The 22,145-nt window shown below is 39.4% G+C and carries 16 protein-coding genes; 2 read left to right on the top strand and 14 right to left on the bottom strand.

Going from position 1 to position 22,145, the window contains the following annotated elements; translation table 11 throughout:
• Positions 1–2 precede the first annotated feature (2 nt).
• Positions 3–635, top strand: coding sequence for a YigZ family protein (locus tag ACO5V7_RS02705; protein WP_485484943.1), 633 nt, complete (start codon positions 3–5; stop codon positions 633–635).
• 239 nt (positions 636–874) lie between these two features.
• On the opposite strand, the gene ACO5V7_RS02700 is transcribed toward ACO5V7_RS02705, so the two are convergent.
• From ACO5V7_RS02700 to ACO5V7_RS02665, 8 genes are all read right to left on the bottom strand, one after another.
• Entirely contained in the window at positions 875–1,951 is a 1,077-nt protein-coding gene (locus ACO5V7_RS02700) for a hypothetical protein (RefSeq protein ID WP_485484942.1), read from the bottom strand.
• 306 nt (positions 1,952–2,257) lie between these two features.
• Complete coding sequence (locus ACO5V7_RS02695) at positions 2,258–2,896, bottom strand: PepSY domain-containing protein (protein WP_485484941.1); 639 nt, start codon at positions 2,894–2,896, stop codon at positions 2,258–2,260.
• Positions 2,897–3,024: 128 nt separating this feature from the next.
• A complete protein-coding gene (rpoC, locus tag ACO5V7_RS02690; protein ID WP_485484940.1) occupies positions 3,025–6,669 on the bottom strand; it encodes a DNA-directed RNA polymerase subunit beta' in 3,645 nt (1,214 codons plus the stop codon).
• 51 nt (positions 6,670–6,720) lie between these two features.
• On the bottom strand, positions 6,721–10,356 hold the full coding sequence (gene rpoB, locus ACO5V7_RS02685; RefSeq protein ID WP_485484939.1) for a DNA-directed RNA polymerase subunit beta: 3,636 nt from the start codon (positions 10,354–10,356) through the stop codon (positions 6,721–6,723).
• Positions 10,357–10,664: 308 nt separating this feature from the next.
• Positions 10,665–11,336 (bottom strand): deoxyribose-phosphate aldolase, encoded by a 672-nt coding sequence (gene deoC, locus ACO5V7_RS02680; protein ID WP_485484938.1) that lies wholly within the window; start codon positions 11,334–11,336, stop codon positions 10,665–10,667.
• A 14-nt stretch (positions 11,337–11,350) separates the two neighbouring features.
• Positions 11,351–12,124 (bottom strand): uridine phosphorylase, encoded by a 774-nt coding sequence (gene udp, locus ACO5V7_RS02675; protein WP_485484937.1) that lies wholly within the window; start codon positions 12,122–12,124, stop codon positions 11,351–11,353.
• Positions 12,125–12,328: 204 nt separating this feature from the next.
• A complete protein-coding gene (locus ACO5V7_RS02670) occupies positions 12,329–13,426 on the bottom strand; it encodes a competence protein CoiA (RefSeq protein WP_485484936.1) in 1,098 nt (365 codons plus the stop codon).
• 66 nt (positions 13,427–13,492) lie between these two features.
• Complete coding sequence (locus tag ACO5V7_RS02665) at positions 13,493–14,362, bottom strand: DegV family protein (protein WP_485484935.1); 870 nt, start codon at positions 14,360–14,362, stop codon at positions 13,493–13,495.
• A gap of 193 nt (positions 14,363–14,555) precedes the next feature.
• Here ACO5V7_RS02665 and ACO5V7_RS02660 point away from each other — a divergent pair, with 193 nt between their 5' ends.
• The gene (locus ACO5V7_RS02660; protein ID WP_485484934.1) at positions 14,556–15,413 is read left to right on the top strand and encodes a DUF368 domain-containing protein; all 858 of its coding nucleotides are present in this window, start codon (positions 14,556–14,558) and stop codon (positions 15,411–15,413) included.
• Positions 15,414–15,966: 553 nt separating this feature from the next.
• On the opposite strand, the gene ACO5V7_RS02655 is transcribed toward ACO5V7_RS02660, so the two are convergent.
• From ACO5V7_RS02655 to proS, 6 genes are all read right to left on the bottom strand, one after another.
• Positions 15,967–16,212 carry a type B 50S ribosomal protein L31 gene (locus tag ACO5V7_RS02655; protein WP_049555830.1) on the bottom strand — a complete coding sequence of 82 codons (246 nt, stop codon included), beginning with the start codon at positions 16,210–16,212 and terminating at the stop codon, positions 15,967–15,969.
• 107 nt (positions 16,213–16,319) lie between these two features.
• On the bottom strand, positions 16,320–17,339 hold the full coding sequence (tsaD, locus tag ACO5V7_RS02650; RefSeq protein WP_485484933.1) for a tRNA (adenosine(37)-N6)-threonylcarbamoyltransferase complex transferase subunit TsaD: 1,020 nt from the start codon (positions 17,337–17,339) through the stop codon (positions 16,320–16,322).
• Between the two features lie 10 nt (positions 17,340–17,349).
• On the bottom strand, positions 17,350–18,432 hold the full coding sequence (gene rimI, locus ACO5V7_RS02645) for a ribosomal protein S18-alanine N-acetyltransferase (protein WP_485484932.1): 1,083 nt from the start codon (positions 18,430–18,432) through the stop codon (positions 17,350–17,352).
• The gene (gene tsaB, locus ACO5V7_RS02640) at positions 18,416–19,147 is read right to left on the bottom strand and encodes a tRNA (adenosine(37)-N6)-threonylcarbamoyltransferase complex dimerization subunit type 1 TsaB (protein WP_485484931.1); all 732 of its coding nucleotides are present in this window, start codon (positions 19,145–19,147) and stop codon (positions 18,416–18,418) included. Before tsaB ends, rimI begins: the two co-directional genes overlap by 17 nt.
• 18 nt (positions 19,148–19,165) lie before the next feature.
• Complete coding sequence (locus ACO5V7_RS02635) at positions 19,166–20,650, bottom strand: UDP-glucose--hexose-1-phosphate uridylyltransferase (RefSeq protein WP_485484930.1); 1,485 nt, start codon at positions 20,648–20,650, stop codon at positions 19,166–19,168.
• Positions 20,651–20,685: 35 nt separating this feature from the next.
• Positions 20,686–22,134: a proline--tRNA ligase gene (proS, locus tag ACO5V7_RS02630; protein ID WP_485484929.1), complete on the bottom strand. Its 1,449-nt coding sequence runs from the start codon at positions 22,132–22,134 to the stop codon at positions 20,686–20,688.
• Positions 22,135–22,145 lie beyond the last annotated feature (11 nt).

Below are 22,145 nucleotides of genomic sequence, written 5' to 3'. Positions count from 1 at the left end.
GAATGTTAGAAAAATATAAAACGATTAAAGAAAATGGAGTCCATGAAATTGAGATCAAAGGGTCTCGTTTTATCACTCATTTTAGCCGCGTAAAAGACGAAGAAGAAGCGTTGAAATTTATTCAAACGATCAAAAAGGAACATTGGAAAGCCACTCATAACTGCTCTAGTTTTCTCATTGGTGAAAATGACCAAGTACAACGAGCAATGGATGACGGTGAACCTAGCGGAACAGCAGGTGTTCCTATGCTAGAAGTGTTGAAGAAAAACGAATTAAAAGACATTGCTGTGGTAGTCACTCGTTACTTTGGCGGTACAAAGCTAGGCGCTGGTGGGCTCGTTCGCGCATATTCTGGGGCGGTAAGTGAGGGCCTGAAAGCCATAGGAGTGGTAGAATGTCGGCTTGAGGAACAACTGTCTCTTACTTTCAACTATGCTCATGTAGGAAAAGTGGAATATTATTGCCAAACTCAACAGATTCCAATTGTAGATAAAGTCTTTCTAAACGACGTGCAATTTACTTGTAGCCTGCCCGTTCAAGAAGTGGAACACTTTGAAGCAGAAATCATTGAGCTCCTGCAAAACCAAGTCACTTTTGATAGTCTTGGTACAAAATATACCGAATATGAAATCTAATAAAAAAAGGCCTATTCGATGTGAATAGGCCTTTTTTTAGGGTTCTAAAGGGAGTTCCATTTCAAAAAAATGATCGCACTAGTTGATTGACTTAAACAAAGCTTTGATTCTTTGTTTAAGCCGAATCAACTTTGCGTGGGAGCCATATGAACTCATTGAGAAAGGTTTGAGTTCTGGCCTCTCCTTTGACCTACACTAGAGGAAACGTAAAGAGGGGGCACGGGTTTCCAGACGTTTCCTTAAAAGAGAAGATTATCAATATCCGTTTGCGACAATAGAAGATCCATTTTCGCTAAATTGGAATAACGGTTCATCGTTGGAAGTTCATCCAGTATGACGATATCTGTTCCAAGGCGTTTTAATAATTGATCGATCATATTCGAAAGTCGCATTGCAAAAGGGCCACTCGTAATAAATCTACGTGGGACTGCCTCCATCATCATGATGATTTCTAAAATATAATTTTGAATAGCTTTCGTATCTAAATCTGTTTCTTGTAAAAAGATGATTTCTCTCTCATCGGCCATCGCCAGCATAAAAGCACCTTTTTTATAGAATCCCATCGCAGCAATTGGAGAAAGTGTCAGTTGAATTTCACAGCTACCTGTAAGAATTCCTTGAATCATCTTTTTGGCTCTTAAAAGAGAAAAATCACTAACAACAATGGGTTCAGGCTTCACTTGGAAAAATGGCTTGAGTTCTTCAATCGAATCGAAACTTATCTCCTTACGAGTGATTCCTAGAGACTTAATTTGTTTTGTTTTTTGGTTATATTCTAAAACAGAGTAAAAATCCTCTTTTTGTTTAAGAACTTTCGCCGCTTTTAAAATTTCTTCCCAGTTTCCTTCTTGAAGTAATACTGTAGTGATTCGTTGTACAAAAGTAATTTCAGACTTTTTTAAATCGGCAAAAAGGTCGAATGGTTCATTGAAGCTCGAGATAATCGGTAATTCTCTAGCTCCTTTCACGGGATATCCTTTTTGTTTTAAGTATTCCATTTCGCCCTCATCAAATTCACTGCGCTTTACAAATCGAATTTCAATGCCTTTTCGAAACCAAAATGCTTCTGTTTTTTCTTCCCCAACAACCTCATCCGACATCGAAACAAGTCTTTCAGACAGTCGATATCGAACAAGTTCTTCTTCGTTCTTAAAGAATAATAAGCGAAGATCTTGTGGTTGATTTTTTTCAATTAAAAAGAAAAACTTAACGGCTCCCGTCTTATTCTGGAAAGCAAAGGCAGCATTTTTGAGTTCTGTTTGCTTTTTTACCTTCTTAAGAAGCAACGGTATCAGTTGGTACAATTCTTGACTCATATACACTACCCCTATCTTTCGTTTATTCATTTTTATTATACTACCTTTTACATTTTTTTGATATCGTTTTTATTTTTTATTAAAAATATTATATATTTGATGTTTTTTAATGATTTATTTCCTTTATTAACTATTAATTCCCACTATCTCATGAATTTATTCGTTTTTTTAACTGCTCAATTTTCTAAATTTTCAAAAAACTTAATCATTTCTTAATCATTTAATCGTGATAATTTCTTAATTTAGGTAAAAAAATACCCCGTCAAGCATTGGAAACCCAATCCTTGACGGGGTAAGGAATACTTCTTAACGATCGATTTCTAAAACTTGCCCTGTTGAGTTTGAAACTTTTACTGTAACATCGTTCCCGTTACTTTCATGAAATTCAAACTCCCAAATAATATCCCCATGATCTTTATCAACACTCCATTCACGAAGAACACCCGTTGGAAATGCTTTTTGTGCAATAGCAATCATATCATCAACTTGTTTTAAATTAGGAAGATCTAATTTTTCTAAATTATGTTCATTAGGATTTGCGTTATCTTGTTCTGCTAGAATAAAAGTTTTGGAGTTTTGATCATATCGATATGTAAACTCAGTGGTACTATTCATCGCTTCTACTTCATAGTACGTGCCACAAACAAGTTCAATTTTTGTTATATCCAAATCGGGATAAGCTTTTTGGAACGCCTTAATCAATTCTTTCTGCATTGCATCTTGATTTCCAATCGACTGACTAGAATTTGTCGCTCCACTTGAAGTAGTAGTTGTATTGGCGGTACTTGTGGTGGCTGTCACAGTTGTAGCAGGAACTTGCGTTGACTGTTGCACTGTTATTTCAGGAGCAGCAGTCATAGTTTCTTTTGCAGGTGCTGCTTGGTTTGAACAAGCGGCTAATAAGCTTGCGGCTGCAAGACTTAAGATTTTTGTTATTTTTTTCATTGTTTCACTCCATTCTTAAGTTTTTGCTATTATACACTATTATGTTAGAAGTTTTAATAACCCTCTATGAGCAATCTAAGAAAAAACACCCTATTGATAGATATCAATAGGGTGTTCGAATTCACAGATTATTCATTTGTGTCCTCTTCAGAGGAAGTTGGTTCACCAACGAGAACTTCTGTTTGTTCCACTGTTAATACTGGTTCTGAAGTACTTGTTTCCATATTGCGGTAGCGAGCCATTCCTGTCCCTGCAGGGATAATCTTACCGATGATAACATTTTCTTTCAATCCTAGTAAGTGGTCTTTCTTGCCACGGATAGAAGCATCTGTCAAGACACGAGTTGTTTCTTGGAATGATGCAGCAGACAAGAAGCTGTTTGTTTCTAATGAAGCTTTTGTAATACCTAGTAATACAGGACGAGCTGTCGCAGGTACTTCACCGTTCATGATTGCAGAGCGGTTACGTTCTGTAAAGTCTGCAATATCAAGTAATGTTCCTGGAAGGATTTCTGTTGAACCTGGATCCATGACGCGAACTTTGCGTAACATTTGACGAACCATTACCTCAACGTGTTTATCGCCGATTTCTACCCCTTGCATACGGTATACTTTTTGTACTTCACGTAATAAGTAATTTTCAACGGATAATACATCACGAACACGTAATAATTCTTTAGGATCGATAGAGCCTTCCGTTAATGGAGCACCACGATCGATGATTTGTCCTTCTTCCACTTTTAGACGAGCTGTAAATGGAACTGTGTAAGAACGAGTATCTGTAGAGCCTTTAATCGTAATCTCTTTTGTACGACTGCCAGCATTTTCTTCGATAGAAACGACTTCACCCGCTACTTCACTAATTGTCGCAACCCCTTTAGGATTACGCGCTTCGAAGATTTCTTGGATACGAGGTAAACCTTGAGTAATATCGTCTCCGGCAACCCCACCGGTATGGAACGTACGCATTGTTAACTGTGTACCAGGTTCCCCGATAGATTGAGCGGCAATTGTACCAACTGCTTCCCCAACTTCAACTTCTGAACCTGTAGCTAAGTTACGTCCGTAGCAGTATTTACATACCCCATGCTTTGTATCACATGTGAAGGCTGAACGAATGGTAATTTCTTCGATTCCAGCTTCGATAATCTTACGAGCAATATCTTCAGTAATGATTTCATTGCGTGCTACTAACACTTCACCTGTTTCAGGATGTTTCACTGAACGTTGAGCGTAACGTCCTAACATACGTTCTTCAAGTGTTTCAATGACTTCATTTCCTTCTTTAATCGCAGTAATTGTTAAACCACGATCGCTTCCGCAGTCTGTTTCACGAATGATGACATCTTGCGCAACGTCTACTAAACGACGAGTTAAGTAACCTGAGTCGGCTGTCTTCAAAGCCGTATCGGTCATCCCTTTACGAGCACCGTGAGTAGAAAGGAACATTTCCATAACGGTTAATCCTTCACGGAAGTTTGATGTAACCGGTAATTCCATGATCTTACCGTTAGGAGCGGCCATAAGTCCACGCATACCAGCAAGCTGAGTAAAGTTAGAGATGTTACCACGGGCTCCAGAGTCACTCATCATGAAGATTGGGTTACGAGAACCTAATGTGCGAATTAATGCCTTTTGGATATCATCTTTCGCTTTGTTCCATGTTTCGATAACACGTTCATAACGTTCGTCATCTGTAATTAAACCACGACGGAATAATTTAGAGATGTTGTCGACTTGTTTATGTGCTTCAGAAAGAATTTCTTTCTTGTTATCAGCAACTGAAATATCTGCAATCCCTACTGTTAAACCAGCACGAGTTGAGAATTTGTATCCTAAGTCTTTCATACGGTCTAACATCATTGAAGTTTCAGTGATATGGAATCGTTTGAACACTTCTGCGATGATTTGACCTAAGTTTTTCTTTTTAAATGGCGAAACGATTTCACGTTTAGCAATTTCTTCTTTGATGTTTGCTCCTGGCTCTAAGAAGTATTTATCTGGTGTAGCTACTTCTAAATTTTCCATTGTTGGCTCATTTAAGTAAGGGAATTCATTTGGCATGATTTCGTTGAATAATAATTTACCAACAGTTGTTACCATCATTCTCTCTTTTTGCCAATCCGTAAATGGTTTATGAGCAAGTGAGCTTGCCGGAACTGCAATACGGCTGTGTAAATGTACATAACCATTGTTATAAGCTAATACTGCTTCGTCCATGTCTTTGAAGAACATACCTTCCCCAACACGGCCTTCTTGTTCCATTGTTAAGTAATAGTTCCCTAAAACCATGTCTTGAGATGGAGTAACAACTGGTTTACCATCTTTAGGGTTTAGGATGTTTTGAGCCGCTAACATCAGTAAGCGAGCTTCTGCTTGAGCTTCTTGAGATAGTGGCACGTGAACCGCCATTTGGTCTCCGTCGAAGTCGGCATTGTAGGCTTCACACACTAATGGGTGAAGACGGATTGCACGACCTTCTACTAGAGTTGGTTCAAACGCTTGAATCCCTAGTCTGTGAAGTGTCGGTGCACGGTTCAATAGAACTGGGTGTTCACGGATGACTTCTTCAAGGATTCCCCAAATATCGTCATCTAAACGTTCAATTTTACGTTTAGCGCTCTTAATGTTTCCAGCGATTTCACGTTCAACTAATTCTTTCATTACGAAAGGTTTGAATAATTCAATCGCCATTTCTTTTGGAAGACCACATTGGTACATCTTCAAGTTTGGTCCTACTACGATTACTGAACGTCCAGAGTAGTCTACACGTTTACCAAGTAGGTTTTGACGGAAACGACCTTGTTTACCTTTAAGCATGTGACTTAATGATTTCAATGGACGGTTACCTGGTCCAGTAACTGGACGGCCACGACGACCATTATCGATTAAAGCATCCACAGCTTCTTGTAACATACGTTTTTCATTTTGAACGATGATACGAGGTGCATTTAATTCTAATAAACGTTTTAGACGGTTATTACGGTTAATCACACGACGGTATAAATCGTTTAAGTCACTTGTTGCAAAACGTCCACCTTCTAATTGAACCATTGGACGTAAATCTGGTGGGATAACTGGAATAACATCCATGACCATCCAACCAGGTTTGTTTCCTGATTCTTTGAAGGCATCTAAAATATCTAAACGACGAATTGCACGCGTACGTTTTTGACCTTGAGCTGTTTTCAACTCTTCTTTTAATTCAGCGATTTCAGCCTCTAAGTCAACTTTATTTAACAATTCTTGAACGGCTTCCGCACCCATTGCTGCATGAAAACGAGTTCCAAATTCAGCACGTTTTTCACGGTATTCACGTTCTGTTAGTAATTGTTTGTTCATTAATGTTGTGTCGCCAGCGTCAATAACAACGTAGCTTGCAAAATAAATGACTTCTTCCAACGCACGTGGACTCATGTCTAGCACAAGTCCCATGCGGCTTGGAATCCCTTTGAAGTACCACACATGTGATACCGGTGCTGCTAATTCGATGTGTCCCATACGTTCACGGCGAACTTTTGATCGCGTTACCTCAACGCCACAACGATCGCAGACTTTCCCTTTATTATTAATTTTCTTTAATTTTCCACAAGAACATTCTAAGTCTTTTGTTGGTCCAAAGATTTTCTCACAGAATAAACCATCGCGTTCTGGTTTTAAAGTACGGTAGTTGATTGTTTCAGGTTTTGTAACTTCCCCATGTGACCATTCACGGATTTTATCCGGTGACGCCAAACCAATCTGCATACTTTCAAAATTATTTACATCTATCAAGGGGCCTACCTCCCTTTCTTTTGGAATTGCCCTACGATTCCAATAGTTCTATTACTCTTCGTCAATTTCAAAATCATCTTCAATAACGTCTTCGTCAACGTTTTCGTCTTCAGATGAAGTTTCTTCTACTGCTGATAATTCAGCTGCACGGTCAGAATACTCATCTAATTGCGCACGTCTTTCATTTGTTCTTTCAACGTCACTGAAACGAATTCCTTCGTCTTCGTCCATATCTTCAAGTTTTATTTCTTCATCCTGTGCATCCAGTACTTTCATATCAAGACCTAAAGCTTGTAATTCTTTTACTAATACACGGAATGATTCAGGTACACCTGGACGTGAAATTTGTTGACCTTTAACGATTGATTCGTAAGTCTTCACACGACCAACAACGTCATCTGATTTGTACGTTAAGATTTCTTGTAATGTATAAGCAGCACCATAAGCTTCCAGTGCCCAAACTTCCATTTCTCCGAAACGTTGTCCACCAAATTGCGCTTTACCTCCAAGAGGTTGTTGTGTAACGAGTGAGTATGGTCCAATTGAACGAGCGTGAAGTTTGTCATCCACCATGTGGGCAAGTTTAATCATATACATAACTCCTACTGACACACGGTTATCAAATGGTTCCCCAGTACGTCCATCATATAGAATAGTTTTCGCATCACGAGCCAATCCTGCTTCTTCAACTGTTCCCCATACGTCTTCATCTTGTGCACCATCGAATACTGGTGTTGCGATGTAAATACCTAATTCACGAGCTGCCATCCCTAAATGTAACTCTAATACTTGTCCGATATTCATACGTGAAGGTACCCCTAATGGATTCAACATGATGTCAATTGGTGTTCCATCTGGTAAGAATGGCATATCTTCTTCCGGCATAATGCGGGAAACAACCCCTTTATTACCGTGACGTCCGGCCATCTTATCCCCTTCATTGATTTTACGTTTTTGGACAATATATACACGAACTAATTTGTTTACTCCAGGTGCTAATTCATCACCTGCTGCACGTGTGAACACACGTACATCGCGGACAATACCGCCACCGCCGTGAGGTACACGTAGAGACGTGTCACGAACTTCACGAGCTTTTTCACCGAAGATTGCGTGTAATAAACGTTCTTCTGGTGATTGTTCTGTTAACCCTTTAGGAGTTACTTTACCGACTAAAATGTCACCATCTTTAACTTCGGCACCAATACGGATAATTCCATCAGCGTCAAGGTTCTTCAATGCGTCTTCCCCAACGTTTGGAATCTCACGAGTAATTTCTTCAGGTCCAAGTTTTGTATCACGAGCTTCTGAATCGTAGTCGTCGATGTGGATTGAAGTATACACATCGTCTTTAACTAGACGTTCACTCATGATAACCGCATCCTCGTAGTTGTAACCTTCCCAAGTCATGAACGCTACTAGAACGTTTTGTCCTAATGCTAATTCACCTTTTTCCATAGAAGGTCCATCTGCTAGGATTTCGCCTTTAACTACTTTATCCCCTTGTGACACGATTGGACGTTGGTTGTAACACATACCAGCATTTGACCCGTGGAACTTAGTGATTTGGTAAGTATCTAATGAGCCATCAGCTGTACGTACGCGTACTTCTTTAGCATCAACGAATTCGACAACACCATCACGTTTACATAACAAGGCAACCCCTGAGTCATGCGCAGATACGTATTCCATACCTGTACCAATGAATGGTGCTTTAGGATTTAACAACGGAACAGCTTGACGTTGCATGTTCGCACCCATCAACGCACGGTTTGAGTCGTCGTTTTCTAAGAACGGGATACATGCTGTCGCAACTGCAACTACTTGTTTTGGAGAAACGTCCATATAGTCAACGCGTTCTACTGGCACTTCTAAGTTTTCAGATACGTAACGCGCCATAACAACATCATTAACGAAGCTTCCATCTTCATTTAATGGAGAGTTTGCTTGCGCTACAACGAAGCTATCTTCTTCGTCAGCTGTTAAGTAGTCGATTTTATCTGTAACTTTATGAGTGTTCCAGTCCACACGACGGTATGGAGTTTCGATGAAACCATATTTGTTAATCTTCGCATAGGTGGATAAGCTGTTGATCAACCCGATGTTTGGTCCCTCAGGAGTTTCAATAGGACACATACGACCATAGTGAGAATAGTGAACGTCACGAACTTCATATCCGGCACGGTCACGGGTCAAACCACCAGGTCCTAACGCTGATAGACGGCGTTTGTGTGTTAACTCTCCTAATGGGTTTGTTTGGTCCATGAATTGTGACAATTGAGAAGATCCGAAGAATTCTTTAATAGCTGCAACGACTGGACGAATGTTTACTAATTGTTGTGGTGTTACTGTTGCAGTGTCTTGAATAGACATACGTTCGCGAACCACACGTTCCATACGAGATAAACCGATACGGAATTGGTTTTGTAGTAATTCCCCTACTGAACGGATACGACGGTTTCCTAAGTGGTCGATGTCGTCTGTTGTTCCGATTCCTTCGTAAAGGTTTAAGAAGTAGCTGATTGTTGCAATAATGTCGCTTGCAGTCACGTGTTTCACGTCTTCAGTTACGTTTCCGTTACCGATTACTTTAATCACACGTTCCGCATCATTTGGAGCATAAATTTCAACAGATTGAATTGTAACTGGTTCCTTGATTACACCGTCTTCTGATGGATGTAAAGTAAATAGGTTAGCGCCTTTTTCAAGCACTTCTACTACTTTTTCCATTACATCGCGTTCTAGAACTGTTCCTTTTTCAACAACGATTTCTCCTGTTTCAGGATCCACTAAGTTCTCAGCGATTGTTTGGTGTAATAAACGGTTTTTAAGATGTAATTTTTTATTTACTTTATAGCGTCCTACTGCTGCTAAATCATAGCGACGTGGGTCAAAGAAACGAGCTGTTAATAAGTTACGTGAACTTTCAGCTGTTTTTGGTTCACCCGGACGTAGGCGATCATAAATATCTTTTAAGGCTTCTTCTGTACGAGATTCATCCATACGTTTATGAACATCTTTATCTAGAGTTAAACGTAATGTTTCGCTATCCCCGAAGATTTCTTGGATAAGATCATCTGAACCGAAACCTAACGCACGAACTAATACCGTTAATGGGATTTTACGAGTACGGTCGATACGCACATAAGAAATGTCTTTTGAGTCTGTTTCATACTCTAACCATGCACCACGGTTTGGAATTAATGTTGAACCATATAATGCTTTACCGTTTTTGTCAGGTCTGTCATGGAAATAAGCACCTGGTGAACGAACTAATTGAGATACAATTACACGTTCTGCACCATTAATGATAAATGTCCCCATTTCAGTCATTAATGGGAAGTCCCCGAAGAATACTTCTTGGTCTTTCACTTCTCCAGTTTCTTTATTCACTAAACGCATTTTTACGTAAATTGGAGCCGCGTAATTTGCGTCGTGATTTCTAGCTTCTTGTAAATTATATTTTGGAGCATGTAATTCATAATCTAAGAATTCCAATGATAAATTTCCAGTATGGTCTTCAATTGGAGAAATATCCTTGAACATTTCACGGATTCCTTCATCCAAGAACCATTGGTAAGAATCTGTTTGGATTTCAATCAGATTAGGTAATTCTAATACTTCACTGATTCGTGCATAACTTCTACGCACACGGTGTCTACCGTATTTCACATCATGATGTGCCAACTCTTCCACCCCTAATAATTAGTATTGATAAATGTTACAATATGATGACATTTATTAAAAGTTCGTAACAAATGAAGATTTCGGTCGATTTTTAAACAAAAAAAAACCAAAAGAATTGTTTGCGGTCATTTGTGAAAAATGCAAATTCTTTTGTTTTAAGCCTTTACTTGTAAGGAATTGGACAATATTTCAACCCTCACACCGATTAAAATCCACACTTATTGCGTTATATTATTATACACAAAATCCCAAGCCTCGTCAAGGTTGACGACACTTGGGAAAGTTAGATTTTATCTGGTTTTTTCGGACTAATAAGTACCCTCTTCGACCGATTGATTCTTCACGATTTTCACAATCCGACTTGTTCCAAGACGACTTGCTCCTAATTCGATGAATTTTTCTGCATCTTCGATGCTAGAAATTCCTCCAGCAGCCTTCACAAGAACGCCTTCACCAACATGTTTCTTCATTAATGCTACATGCTCAAATGTCGCACCCGCCGTTGAGAATCCTGTTGAAGTTTTAATAAATTCCGCACCCGCTTTTGTTACGACTTTGCACATTTTGATGATTTCTTCTTCTGTAAGAAGTGCTGTTTCAATAATGACTTTTAAGATATGACCGCTACATGCTTCATGAATTTGACGAATTTCATCTTCCACAACATCAAAACGTCCATCTTTCACGTCTCCAATATTGATGACCATATCAATTTCGCTAGCTCCGTTTTCGATAGCATCTTTTGTCTCAAAGACTTTGGTTGCTGTTGTGCTATAACCGTTCGGGAATCCGATAACGGTACAGATAGCTAATTTTCCATTCACATATTCGCTCGCACGTTTGACAAAAGAAGCTGGAATACATGCTGAAGCAGTTTCGTATTTCATCGCATCATCTAAAATCTCTTTGATTTCACTCCAAGTAGATGCGGGCAATAGTAATGTATGATCAACTGTTTTCAAGGTTTCTTTGATTTCCATATAATCCCTCTTTCTTATTTTGCACGGTCTTCTTTAATTAAATTACGAAGTGCTTCAACCGCTACTTTAATGGCTGCTTCTGTATCATGTACGATTGGATTTGATAACCCTGTCGCTTCACGTTCTTGGTTCCCCACTACTAAGAAAGTAGATCCTACGCGAACGCCTAAGTGGCTCGCCACAACGAATAACGCTGCTGATTCCATTTCAGAAGCCTTCACGCCAAGACGTTTCCAAGCTTCCCACTTGTTTTGTAAGTCATAGCTGACCGGCATCACTTGTGGTTCATGTTGTCCGTAGAATGAATCTTTACATTGCACAACCCCTGCATGTGTTGTGTATCCTAAGCCTTTACCCGCATTAATTAGCGCTGTTACGACATCGTAGTTCGCAATGGCTGGAAATTCAATCGGAGCATACTCGCGTGTTGTCCCTTCTGTACGAATCGCACCTGTCGCAATTACGATATCGCCACCTTTAACGTCGATATCAATTCCTCCACATGTTCCAACACGGACAAATGTATCTGCACCACTTCGTACTAATTCTTCAAGCGCAATTGCAGCTGACGGTCCACCAATCCCTGTTGATGTCACACTTACTTTTTCTCCGTCTAAGTATCCTGTATACGTAACATATTCGCGGTTATCGGCTACTAACTGCGCATTCTCAAAGTGTTCCGCAATTTTAGCGCAGCGTTTTGGATCCCCTGGTAAAATCACATAGCGACCTACATCCCCTTTACGTGTATGGATATGATATTGTAATCCCTCTTCTGAATATTTCATGAATACCTTCCTTCCCCGCACCCTATGTGCCTCAATATTCCCTAGCAAACTAGGAAGGGGCCATGGTTTTTCCATAGCCCCAGATAGGAGGATGATGACAAATCTTCATCAAATAATTATGCCTATAGATGCCTTTTTGCAAATATAGTTGAAAGGATTAAACAATTGGATATACAGTTACCATAATTATCTCTATTTGCCTCTTCATCCTTCTACACTCATGAATATTTTACCAAAATTACCATTGTTTTGCAAACGGTTCATTTTTGATTTTGGATAAGCAATTTTTATTTTTTTATCAGCCAATATCTCGTCTATGAACTCCCAAATGCAAGCCTCCATCTGACTTTCTGGATTCGAGACTGGGCGCAAGAATGGTCGCCAGACTTCTTTCACTCTTTCCATAAAATCCATCATTTCAACATCCCCACCAAAAGCCATTTGTTCCAACAGTATCCATGCATGCCCCTTCCACACAAGATTAGGCACCTTAAACGTCTCCGTATAAATTGGAAACGTTAAGAAAGAATTTGGAAGATCTTCTATGGTTTGACGGCACCGGTATAACTTTACGAGAAATGCCCTCGTGAGTGGAGACGCTAATTTCTTAAAAAGCATTGTATCCCTTGACGTCCATTTCATCTCTCCATCGGGTTTTAAGTGTGCTTTTACAGGAATAGAATCTTCGACAAGCTTCTTCCACTTTTTCCACGAGAACGATAAGAGCGGTACCCGTACTATTTGATACGTCATCTGCTGAGATCGAGGTTTTATCTTAATTCGCGTATGAAAAATCATCTCCCCCTTCACAAAAAAAATCAAATAATTACCTAATTGCGGGTGATATTTCATTAAATAACAAAAGGTATCTGTCAATTTATTCTGACTCTCATAATTCTCCCCTAAAATCCACTGAACCGACATTCCAATTTCACCTAAATGTTTAGTCCGCTCTATAATATCATCAGGCGGAATTACACTACATTGATACTCGATGCACCAAGAATTCCTGCCTTCTGTGACGACGATATCCGGAATCTGTTCAATAGACGACACATACGGCTCTAACTCAGCATGAAAACCATGACTCTTGAGACTCTCTTGCAATAGGTGCTTTCCTTCTCGATGTGCCTGTGTTTCCTCCTGCCTATGTTTCTTTGGAACATGTGCAAAAAACACGACTCCATTTCTAGAAATCTTCTTTGTTACCTCTTCTCCGCATTCCGGGCAAAAATAGGCTTCATCTTCTTTAATTTGTGTGGCATGAATCAACTCTCCTGTTTTGGTTCTAACGATATTCATATCTATCACCTCAACAACAGATACGAAAAAAGGAAGCAGAATCTCCTGCTCCCTCTAAATATTATCTTATAAATTTTTTTCTTGTACGATATCCCAAGAGAAGCCTAAAGCCCCTTCACCAAGGTGAGTTCCAACAACTGGACCAAAATAGGCTAAAGATGTTCGTAATTTAGGATATTGTTCTTGCATTTTTTGTCTCCACGCTTCACCAGCTTCTGGAGCATTTGCATGAATAATGACTAATTCATAGCCATCTCCATCCGTCGTTCCTGTTTCATCTGCAAATAATTGCTCAATTCGTTTCATCGCTTTTTGTTGTGTACGAATTTTCTCGAAAGGAACAATTTTTTTATCGACAAATGTCAAGATTGGCTTGATTTTCAACATAGAGCCCACTAATGCAGCCCCTGCAGATAGACGTCCACCGCGTTGTAAATTGCTTAAATCATCAACGATAAAGTAGGCTGTCGTACGATCAATTAATCGTTGAACAGTTTCTACAATTTCTGAAGGAGAATAATCTCCAGATTTTGCCATTACCGCTGCTAATTTTACAGCTCTTGCTTGAGGCGCACAACTAATCCCTGAATCAATTGGATAAATCGGCACTTCATCTTTCATGTCATCGGCCACAGCCACACAAGTTTGATATGTCCCACTAATTCCGCTAGAAATAGTAATAGGAATAATAGCATCATAATCTTTTGCAAGTTCGCGGAATAATTCGTAAGTTTCTCCTACTGGTGGTTGTGTACTCGTTGGAAAGATTGAAGAAGATTTTACTTTTGTATAAAATTCTTCAGATGAAATATCTATATCTTCACGATACGTCTCTTGTCCAAAAATAACAGACAACGGCATCACATATACATTTAGCTCGGCCAATTCTTCTTTCGTTAAATAAGCTGTACTATCTGTAACGACAGCAATTTTCATCTATCCAACTCCTTTCACATTTGAATTAAGTGAACTTTAAAGTCAAAAAACTTCAAAACTCCTACATTCAAGTATAACAAAAAATAAATACCTGCGCAATGAATGGTAAGTTTTCTAAAAGAAGCTTAACAATACTTGCTCATCCATCAAATTGCAGTATAATAGAAGACATAGTAATTTTTTTGGAGGTATTATGGAACAAAGATCTACGCAACATCAATTAGATAAACAAAAGAAAAATGACTGGTTTTTACGATTCCTCAAAGGAATGTTCATCGGTTCAGGATTTATTCTTCCTGGAGTTAGTGGAGGTGCGCTTGCGGCTATCTTCGGATTATATGAACGCATGATTAGTTTCCTTGCCAATGTCACAAAAGATTTCAAAAAGAACTTTCTCTTCTTCTTGCCAGTTGGTATCGGAGCTCTTGCAGGGATTGTCGTACTTTCATTTGGAGTCAGCTATTTATTAGGAAACTTTGAAACAATTATTCTTTGGTTCTTCATCGGATGTATTGTCGGTACCATCCCTGCTCTTTGGAAAGAAGCAGGAAAAGAAGGTCGTAGTACTCGCGAGATTATCATTTTAATCGCTTCATTTATTGGCGGAACTATTCTTTTATACTTAGGGAATACCGCAATTGAAGGAAGCATTGAGGCCAACTTCTTCACTTGGATGATTGCTGGAGGATTAATTGCTCTTGGAATTATTGTTCCTGGCCTTAGCCCATCTAACTTTATTGTATACATGGGTATGTACAAACAAATGTCAGATGGTTTCAAAACATTAGATATGAGTGTGATTCTTCCCATCGCTCTTGGTGGCTTAGTAACACTAGCACTCTTCTCAAAAATGGTTCATTACATCTTCAAAAAAGCTTATCCACAATTATTCCACTTCATTTTCGGTATCGTACTTGCATCAACCGTCATGATTGTCCCAACAAATTACGCTGGATTTGACATCGTTCAATATCTTGCTTGCGTTGTCATGTTAGGATTTGGAACATGGTTAGGTGCATTTATGTCAAAACTTGAAGACACTTATAAATAAACTTTCAAACAGCTTTGCATTCAGCAAGGCTGTTTTTTTATCCCTCAAAACAACATATCTGTTAATTTTCACTCTCACTTCATAAGCAAGATGTAACAATTATGTTACGTAACAAAAATGTTACATCTGCTTTTTATGAAACGCACAAACCTCATCCCTTCTCCCTTGTTCCTTTATCGAGAATAGAACTTTATAAACTCTCTCCTCGAGTAGAGTTTTAAGCCAAGAAGGCGATTATGGTATTCCGCCAAAAAGCTAAAAAGAGAATTCGCTTATCAAACATTTATTGAAACCATAGCGGGAAAAACTATCGAATGCGAATTAAAAGCCGTTATGGATTTTATCCATTACGGCTTGTTTGAGGCTTTGAAGGAGAAAGACTTCAAGGCTTTCTCCGGTATCCCGCTATTTTGTTTCAATAAACAATGGCTGATAATAAGAATTCTCTTTTTCAAACTTCTCCTGTTTAAACCATAATCGCCGCCCTTGGTGGCAACTAAATATATTGAGCGTACAAAAAAACTCTCTCGAAGTGAGAGAGTTTGTAAAGTTCTTATTTGAGACCGTATTTTTTGTTGAAACGATCCACACGTCCGTCTGCTTGAGTGAATTTTTGACGACCTGTGTAGAATGGGTGAGAATCAGAAGTGATTTCCACACGTAGTAATGGGTATTCGTTACCGTCTTCCCATACAACAGTTTCACTTGAAGTCTTTGTTGAACCTGATAAGAATTTGAATCCTGTAGTTGTATCCATGAACACTACTGGATGATATTCTGGGTGAATTCCTTGTTTCATTTCTATTCCTCCTGCCCTGAATTATTTGCTAATCCAGAGTTATTTATTTTCGCATGCATAATGCAACACGAATATAATACCATGCTCAAATTGAATTTGCAATAGTTTTATTCTTCCCCTAATTCTAGCCCTGGGACAGCATTCAAATCCATTTTCGCAAAGTCCTTTTGCATGTATTTAGTATGTGCAGCAGCACCAATCATCGCCGCATTATCCCCACAAAGTGACAATGGTGGGATAGAGAAAGTAACTTCTGGATATACCTCTTCCATCATCTGTGTCATCGCTGTACGAAGTCCTTTGTTCGCTGCTACCCCTCCTGCTAACACAAATTGTTTCACAGGATAAGCTTTAAGCGCTCGTCTTGTTTTTTCGACTAAAACTTCTACTACACTAGCTTGGAAACTGGCAGCCAAATCTTCAGGAACTATCTCTTCCCCTTTTTGTTTTGCATTATGGACACGATTGATGACCGCTGATTTCAATCCGCTAAAACTAAAATCATAATGGTCTTCATGAATCATTGCACGCGGAAATTCGTAAGTATCTTGACCCAAATGAGCCAATTCGTCCATTTTCTTTCCACCAGGATAGGGCAAGTTTAAAATACGACCAATCTTATCGTATGCTTCCCCTGCCGCATCATCTCTAGTTTCTCCGATAATCTGGAACTCCCCATCTTCTGGCATATACACAAGTTCCGTATGTCCACCACTCACCACAAGCGCCATTAGTGGAAATTGCAAAGGTTCCACAAGTTGGTTCGCGTAAATATGTCCTGCCATGTGATTCACTGCAATCAGTGGTTTTCCACTAGCTAATGCCAAGGCTTTTGCTGCAGAAATCCCAATGAGAAGAGCTCCCACAAGTCCTGGACCATATGTCACCGCAATGGCATCTATATCATCCAAAGTTTTGCCTGCTTTAGCAAGGGCTTCGTCAATAACCTGTGTGATTTGTTCGACGTGATGGCGGCTGGCAATCTCTGGCACAACCCCGCCAAAACGCATATGACTTTTAATTTGAGAGGCGACAATATTTGAAAGGATGGTATTTCCGTTTTGAATCACGGCTGCACTTGTCTCATCACAACTACTTTCAATTGCTAGAATCAATGTTTCTTTCATATTGTTCCTCCTATCTTTGTTCAATTTCTAAGCGATATTCAATCGCATCTTCTACTGGATCACTATAATATTCTCTTCTCGTATGGAAGGCTTCGAATCCAAGAATTTCATATAAATATTGAGCACGTTTATTACTCTGGCGTACCTCTAAAAAGACAACTTGAATGTCCTTTTGTTTCAAGTCATATAAAGCCATTTGCCATAAACGTTGTGCGAGTCCTTTGCCTTGATAGTCTTTAGCAATTACGATATTCGTTATCGTCGCTTCATCAAGTACCGCTTGGACTCCAAGGAAACCAACTAATTGACGTTGCATCCATACTCCGTAATACGTGTTTGCTGGATTTTCCAAATCCGCAAGGAAACTCTCTGCGCTCCAATGATTGGGATGCTCATAATTTTCTTGCACTAACTCAACTAATGCCTCAGCCATTGCCAAATCAGCTGGTTGAAGTCTTGTAAAAGAGTACTCTGACGAATGGAAGGAAGATGGCGTTTTTGGTGGTAATGTATAGAGCATTTCTACAGCATCCTCATTTTCAGGAGTATAATAATTTTCCTTCGTTCCCACAACACTATAGCCATTCTTTCTATATAAATGAATCGCTTTAGTATTCGACACTCGAGCTTCCAAAGTAATTTCTTTTTTATCGAGAGCTCTCGCAATTTTTTCAATTGCCTTTAACAATAATGTAGCTACATTTAAAAAACGATAATCGTGTAGTACAGCTACATTTGTAATATGTAAATCCGTATTCTCTGTCGTTCTCGCTCCGATAAAACCAACGATTTCCTTTTCCACTTCCAGTACGATATAAATAGCATCAGAATTATAGGTAACATCTTTTTCAAGAATCTCTTTGGCCCATGGAGACGCACCGTTGTATGCAGCTTTTTCCACTTCAAAAATACGAGGGGCATCTTCTGGAATTCCAATTCGAATTTTGGCTTGCGCCCCATTTCCAAGAATTACTCTTTTTTCGAAATTTTCAAATTGATTGCGAATCGGTTCTTTTGGTTGCGACCCTTCTAGAAACAATGCTTTGATTTTTTCAAACCACTGAATGAAGTGTTCTTTAAACTCGTTCCACATACACTGACCCCTTTTCTAAAGGATGCTCAGCTTGCCAATTCTCTTCTGCTTCTGCCAGTTTCAAGTACATTGGGACAAAGACGTCCACGTCAACAGCTTCCTTATTTCTTCCTAATTCGATAAGTGACGTTGCATGAGGGATAGCGTCATGCCCTTCAAGCCACTTCGCCTCACTCGCTCCTTTTTCTACGATTTCCTCTTTTGTAATCGACTGTAATTGCCCTACAAAAGTCACTCCCGCTGCAAATTTCGGCAACACTTTCAAGAAATCATCCCATGAAATATGTTGCTCTGGAATCACCTTTTTAAACCCTTCTTCAGTTTTTTGATAGCCTACCGCGAAAATATTTCGACGTCTAGCATCAAAAAACGGTACAACGATTTTTCCTACTTCTACTTTTGAAGCAAGGTCGGGTAAAAAGACATCGAGACTGGAGACGCCAACAAGTGGAATCCCCAGACTCTTTGCGAGTGTTTTAGCAACGGTAACGCCAATTCGAAGTCCCGTATAAGAACCGGGTCCTTCAGCAACAATAACCTTCGTTAAATCTTTTGCTGTAATGCCGGCTTCTTCAAAAATGGCTTCGATAGTTGGCACAAGGAGAACACTATGTTGCAACGTGTTCTCAATCGTTTGTTCAATCATGGTACCGTCTGTCAGTTCTACAGCGACCGATAATGTCTTATTCGATGTATCTAGTGCGAGGATTGTCATACGGCACTTCCTTTCTAACTATTTCGTAAATTCATGCATGAAGGCGCTGAATGCTTCTTGACCTTCTTTTGTTTGTTTAAAGACGCCTGCATATTCTAACACGCGGCAGAATTTTGCACTCACCGCTTTTTGTAAAAATGCGTCTACAGTTTCTTTTGTCGGTGCTTGTGCTTTTAATTCTTTCGCCCATTCTTGGTGAATTTCTGCAACTGCTTCAAGAGGTGCTTCTCCAACGAGATAGTCTCTTACTTCACCAAGTTCACTTTCAAGACGTGGCGGTAAAATCGCAAGCCCCATTACTTCAATTAAACCAATATTTTCTTTCTTAATATGTTGTACATCCGCATGTGGGTGGAAAATTCCATCTGGAAACTCTGCAGTAGCGCGGTTGTTACGTAATACTAAATCAAACTCATACGCATCTCCTTGACGGCGCACGATTGGAGTAATTGCGTTATGCGGTTCGCCGTTTGATTCACGTAAGATTTCAAGATCTTTGTTTTCGTAGTTTTCCCATGCTTTTAAGATATCAACTGCCACTTCAAATACTTCCTCATGATTATTTCCGCGAAGACGAAGCGCAGAAAGTGGCCAGTATAGACGTTCGATTTCAACGGTATCAAACTTCTTAGAAATTCCAGTTTCCAAGACTTTAGCACGGTTCATTGGGAATACGTAACGTCCCCCTTGATAGTGGTTATGACTTAAAATCGATCCTCCAACAATTGGAAGTCCTGCGTTTGACCCTACAAAATAATGTGGGAATTGTGTCACGATTTCAAGAAGTCGGCTAAAGGCTCCCTCATCCACTTTCATTGGTTCTAAGTTTTCTGACAAGAAGATGGCATGCTCTGAATAGTAAGCATATGGAGAATAGTGGTAGCCCCAAGACTCTCCACCAAGTTCCATGCCGACAATACGGTGGTTAGCACGACCTGGCCAGTTGATACGACCATGGTAACCTACATTTTCAAAACATAAACGGTTGGCAGGATAATTGAAATCCTTCGATTGCGCCGCCTTGATGATTTCTTCTTTTGTTTTTTCGGGTTTTGATAAATTAATCGTGATTTCTAAATCGCCATACTCTGTTTCTCCGTTAAAAGAAATGTTTTTAGCGATATCATTGACCTTAATTAAGTTCAAATCAAGCGCCATTTTATAAAACGCGTCTGTAGCAACTTTAGGTCCTTCTTCATATTTGTTCCAGAATAGACGGTTCAATTCTGAAGGTTTTGGAATCACAAGGTTCATTAACTCTTGTTCAAGCCAGTCGCGTTCTTCAGCGTCATCTGTAATCCTCCCAGCTTCAACAGATGCCTCCACTACATTCGCCATTGCTTCTAATAGAGATGGTTGATCGATTTCTTTACAAGCCTCAAAAGATTCTTCTCCCACTAAATAAAGCACGCGATTTAATAAATAACTACGATCCTCTTTTGATACATACCCTGATTCAATCGCACTATTTACAAACTCCTGAATCGCTTTATTCATTTTCATAATCTGGTCCCCCTACCAATTAAAATTCATTCCTATTAATATGCACGTGCAATCCAAACTGTATGCACAGCTGGTTTGCCAGTAACGATACATTTTTCTTTTTTCACTGGAGCGTTAAATGGAATGTTACGAGTTGTAAAGCCTGTTTCTTCTTTAATTTTTGCTTCACTTTCTTCTGTTCCATCCCAACCAACTAATACCCAACCTGGTACTTCGCCAGCTTCGCGTTTTGCTTCGATATGAGCTTTCAACTCATCCAAAGTATCAATGTTTGTATATTCGTTAGACGCACGCATCGCACGAGCTGTTTCTAACATACGAACTTGCATTTTTTCTAATTCAGATAAAATTGTATCTACTAAACTATCGAATCCAACTGCTACTTTTTCATCTAAGTCACGCATTTTTGTCATCACTTGATTGTTTTCTAAGTCGCGAGGTCCGCATTCGATACGCATTGGGACACCACGTAATTCCCACTCATTGAATTTGAATCCTGGTGAGTTGTCAGTGTCATCGATTTTCACGCGTAATCCAGCAGCTTTCAATTCTTTTTGAAGCTCTTCTAATTTTTCTAAGATAGCTGGATTTTTCTTCCATGGTCCAACAGGGATTAAGACTACTTGTGTTGGAGCCACTTTTGGAGGTAATACTAACCCTTGTTCGTCCCCATGAGTCATAATTAATGAACCGATTAAACGAGTAGATACTCCCCATGAAGTTGTATGAGCGTATACATGTTCATTTTCTTTTGTTAAATATTTGATGTCAAACGCTTCAGCGAATTTTGTTCCCATGTAGTGAGAAGTTCCCGCTTGAACGGCTTTCCCGTCTTTCATCATCGCTTCGATGGAGTAAGTATCCACTGCCCCTGCGAAACGCTCTGAAGGAGTTTTTTGACCTTCGTAAACTGGCACTGCTAATACGCTTTCTACGACTTCTTTATAGACTTCTAACATCTTCATTGTTCTGCGACGTGCATCTTCTTCATCTGCATGCGCTGTATGTCCTTCTTGCCATAAGAATTCTGAAGTACGTAAGAATGGTAAAGTTTTCTTTTCCCAACGGAATACATTTGCCCATTGGTTAATTTCATATGGAAGATCACGGTATGAATTAATCCAGTTTGAAAAAGCTGTTCCAATCATTGTTTCACTTGTTGGACGTAGTGCTAAACGTTCTTCTAATTTTTCGCCAGCTGCTTCTGTCACCCATGGTAATTCAGGCGCGAATCCTTCAATATGGTCTGCTTCTTTTGTGAAGAAGCTTTCTGGAATTAACATTGGGAAGTATGCATTACGAATGCCTTCTTCTTTAAAACGACGGTTAAATTCCTCTTGAATATGTTCCCAGATTTCATATCCGTCTGGTTTGAAAATCATACATCCACGCACTGGTGAATAGTCCATTAAATCTGCTTTTTGAATGGTTTGAATATACCATTTAGAAAAATCTTCTCTTTGTAAGTTTGTTTTTTCTGCCATCTGCTTAGCTC

Source organism: Granulicatella sp. (assembly GCF_057274575.1).
The sequence above is the reverse complement of the archived record's forward strand: the minus strand, read 5'-3'. Positions and strand labels throughout refer to the sequence as shown.

Coding starts and splice junctions, on each gene's coding strand:
- ACO5V7_RS02705 (WP_485484943.1), top strand. CDS start 3: ATGTTAGAAAAATATAAAACGATTAAAGAAAATGGAGTCCATGAAATT.
- ACO5V7_RS02700 (WP_485484942.1), bottom strand. CDS start 1,951: ATGAGTCAAGAATTGTACCAACTGATACCGTTGCTTCTTAAGAAGGTA.
- ACO5V7_RS02695 (WP_485484941.1), bottom strand. CDS start 2,896: ATGAAAAAAATAACAAAAATCTTAAGTCTTGCAGCCGCAAGCTTATTA.
- deoC (WP_485484938.1), bottom strand. CDS start 11,336: ATGGAAATCAAAGAAACCTTGAAAACAGTTGATCATACATTACTATTG.
- udp (WP_485484937.1), bottom strand. CDS start 12,124: ATGAAATATTCAGAAGAGGGATTACAATATCATATCCATACACGTAAA.
- ACO5V7_RS02670 (WP_485484936.1), bottom strand. CDS start 13,426: ATGAATATCGTTAGAACCAAAACAGGAGAGTTGATTCATGCCACACAA.
- ACO5V7_RS02665 (WP_485484935.1), bottom strand. CDS start 14,362: ATGAAAATTGCTGTCGTTACAGATAGTACAGCTTATTTAACGAAAGAA.
- ACO5V7_RS02660 (WP_485484934.1), top strand. CDS start 14,556: ATGGAACAAAGATCTACGCAACATCAATTAGATAAACAAAAGAAAAAT.
- ACO5V7_RS02655 (WP_049555830.1), bottom strand. CDS start 16,212: ATGAAACAAGGAATTCACCCAGAATATCATCCAGTAGTGTTCATGGAT.
- tsaD (WP_485484933.1), bottom strand. CDS start 17,339: ATGAAAGAAACATTGATTCTAGCAATTGAAAGTAGTTGTGATGAGACA.
- rimI (WP_485484932.1), bottom strand. CDS start 18,432: ATGTGGAACGAGTTTAAAGAACACTTCATTCAGTGGTTTGAAAAAATC.
- tsaB (WP_485484931.1), bottom strand. CDS start 19,147: ATGACAATCCTCGCACTAGATACATCGAATAAGACATTATCGGTCGCT.
- ACO5V7_RS02635 (WP_485484930.1), bottom strand. CDS start 20,650: ATGAAAATGAATAAAGCGATTCAGGAGTTTGTAAATAGTGCGATTGAA.
- proS (WP_485484929.1), bottom strand. CDS start 22,134: ATGGCAGAAAAAACAAACTTACAAAGAGAAGATTTTTCTAAATGGTAT.